The sequence below is a fragment of the uncultured Campylobacter sp. genome (assembly GCF_937949835.1).
Lineage (GTDB): Bacteria > Campylobacterota > Campylobacteria > Campylobacterales > Campylobacteraceae > Campylobacter_B.
Genome location: NZ_CALEDC010000432.1, coordinates 1 through 2721, shown reverse-complemented (window position 1 = coordinate 2721; position 2721 = coordinate 1). Strand labels below are relative to the sequence as shown.

2 protein-coding genes and 1 pseudogene are annotated in these 2721 nt (G+C 45.3%); 1 reads left to right on the top strand and 2 read right to left on the bottom strand.

The genetic code is table 11. The features are described 5' to 3' along the window. Nucleotides 1–322 precede the first annotated feature (322 nt). Entirely contained in the window at nucleotides 323–916 is a 594-nt protein-coding gene (locus Q0256_RS09675) for a hypothetical protein (RefSeq protein WP_297962539.1), read from the bottom strand. Between the two features lie 99 nt (nucleotides 917–1015). Between Q0256_RS09675 and Q0256_RS09670 the strand changes: the two genes are divergently transcribed. Beyond that, nucleotides 1016–2167, top strand: coding sequence for an MFS transporter (locus Q0256_RS09670; RefSeq protein WP_297962537.1), 1152 nt, complete (start codon nucleotides 1016–1018; stop codon nucleotides 2165–2167). Between the two features lie 10 nt (nucleotides 2168–2177). Here the strand turns inward: Q0256_RS09670 and Q0256_RS09665 are convergent. After that, nucleotides 2178–2721: pseudogene (locus Q0256_RS09665) on the bottom strand (MFS transporter); the annotation flags it as partial.

The window sequence follows — 2721 nt, the reverse complement described above, 5'->3', positions numbered from 1 at the left end:
GCTAGAGCTTTAAAATTTTACCCTTTTTGCGCCCCTATTTTGCTCTATAAAATTTTAAAATTTTATCTTTGGAGCAAGCCGCATAAATTTATCCGCAAAGATTGAAATTTTGCCATGCGGATTGCGGTTTTGGCTGCAGTGCTTTTTAATAAAGCTCGCCTCTTTAATGCGACGAGGCACGTCTGCCAGAGCTTTAACTTTTGGATTAAAATTTTATCTTAAAATTTCAGCGCTTCGTTGCGAGCCCGCCTCTAAATTTAAACATTCGCGCCGTTTTAAAACCGCTGCGATAAAATTTTATCGCACGCTGGGCTTTTCGGCACTACCTGCACTTGATCTTTGGCATCTGCGATAAAATTTTGGCTTTATTTTCCTTTATAAATTTTCGCATCTTTTTAAAATCCCTATCCGAATCGAAGTTTTTCGCGTATTGTACAAGTATAAGTCTACAACTTTGCATATCTGCAACCATTAGATCGACTTCATATTTATTGAAATTAGGATCTCCGGGGGCAGGCGGATTAAGGATCTCTATTACGGCTTGCGTAGGGCTAGTTTTTATGATATCAAGGGAGCGCCACTCATCTTTTTTTCTCACTTCATTGGACTTCGCTATCGTTTCATATATCCCGTATATATACCCATCGATACTTTTTACATCGCCGTAGTACGATATAGACACGAGCTTGCTCCATTTATATTCCTCCTCATCGCTTAAATAATAATATGCCGCCACGAGATTTTTATATTTTTGAGTAAAAGTTTCTCCATCTATCGTAATGCTTTGCGGTAGCTCGATTGTGCTATACGCTTTCTTTACTTCGGGGGTTTCCGATCTATACGCCTTACCTTGAAACGCCGCACACCCACCAAATATAGCCGTTAGTAAAAATGCGATTAGAATTTTTAATCTCATACATGATCCTTAAAATTTTTCAGATATTTTGCCATAAAAACCAAGCTTTAATCAATAAAAGGCTACAATAACGCCAAATTTAATTCCAAGGGAAAGTCATTGTTTGAATCCATGCGCGCGGCACGCTCGCTAAGTGCCCTATTCTTGGGGATTTTCTTTATGTTTATCGGCGACGCGCTAGTCATCGCAAGCGCGGGCATCATGCTAAAAGAATCCGGCCACAGCGAGCTTGAGATCGGACTAATTTCGGCGTTTTTCTTTTTAGGTGCGATCTTTAGCGGCTTTTTCGTGCCTTCGATAATCGGCGCACTCTCGTACGTACGGGCATACGCAGTCTTTACGGCGCTTTTCGGAATTGCTGCAATGCTGCATGATCTGGGCTCAAACCTCGTGTATTGGGCGATTTTGCGCTTTATTTTGGGCTTTTGCTACTACGCGCTTTTGATGATAATCGAAAGCTGGATCAATTCAAAGATCACAAACTCCATCCGCTCCCGCGTGCTCGCGATCTACGAAGCGGTTTTTTACGGCGCGTTTGCGATAGGAGTTATAATTTTGGCGCTAAATTTCGGAACGATGAAAGTTTTCGTGCTAAGCGCATTTTTTATCATCTTAGCGCTGCTGCCGGTAAATTTAATCCGCTTCAATCCTCCTAGGGTTCCCGCTCGCATGCGAGTTTCTATGCCGCAAATTTCAATCGTGCCGCCGCTTGCGTTTGCGACGGTGGTTTGCGCGGGCATTTTGATTAACGGCTTTTTTTCGATGGCGAGCGTTTTCGTGCTAAGTGCGGGGCTTGGAGTGGGCTCGGTGGGCGCATTTATGGGATCGGCGATGGCAGGAGGTTTCTTAGCACAGCTCGTCTGCGGTACTATTTCAGATAAGTTTGGTCGCAAACGCGCCATAATGATAGTTTGCGTCGTGGGTCTTACTTCCTGCGCGGCGCTATTTTTTGCTAAAAGCTTCATCCTGACGTGCGCGCTTGCGTTGATGTTAGGATTCGGCGCCTTTCCTTTGTATTCGCTTGCCATCGCGCGCGCAAACGACTCCATCACCGGCGAGGGCGCATCTCGCGTGCAAATTTCGGCGGCGATGCTCTTTATCTATTCGAGCGCGTCTCTCTGCTCTCCTTTAATAATCGGCGCGATGATGAAATTTTTAGGCGCAAACGGCTTTATCTGGGTGTTTTTCGCGGCGATGAGCTTTTTATTTATATTTGCTATTTTCCGCCCCGAGATCGCGCCGAAAAGATAGCGACCGGGGTTTAAATTTTTTCGTAGATCAAAAATTTATAATAAAACGCTGCGATTGCGAACATAAAGCCCATGCCGAAGGTGATTTGCGAAAGCGAAAATCCAAGCTCGAAAAAAAATCCGATCGCAGCAGACACGAGCGTCGCGACGATGAAATACGCCATATCGTTGTAGGCGATAACGCGCCCGAAAAACTCCCTATCGACGTGGTTTTGCAGCTGCGTGAAAGAATACGACCACACCGTCGTGATGAAAAATCCCGCCGCGATTATGCCCGCAAACGAAAGCCAGTAGTTAAACTCCAGCACCGCCCACAGCGCGATGCCCGCAAACTGCCCCAGCAATAGCCAAAAAAACGTATGTTTATTCACGATCTTGCTTAGCCATATCTGTCCGAAAAACGCAGCCGCCGAGCGCGACATATTCATAAGCCCGATGACTAGCGAAGCGCTTAAAATTTCTTTGTATTTATACTTCGCAAGAAGCGCGATGAGATTGTCGTAGGTAGTGACGGCGACGAAGGCGTGAAGGACGATGAGATGCACCACCAAAGGG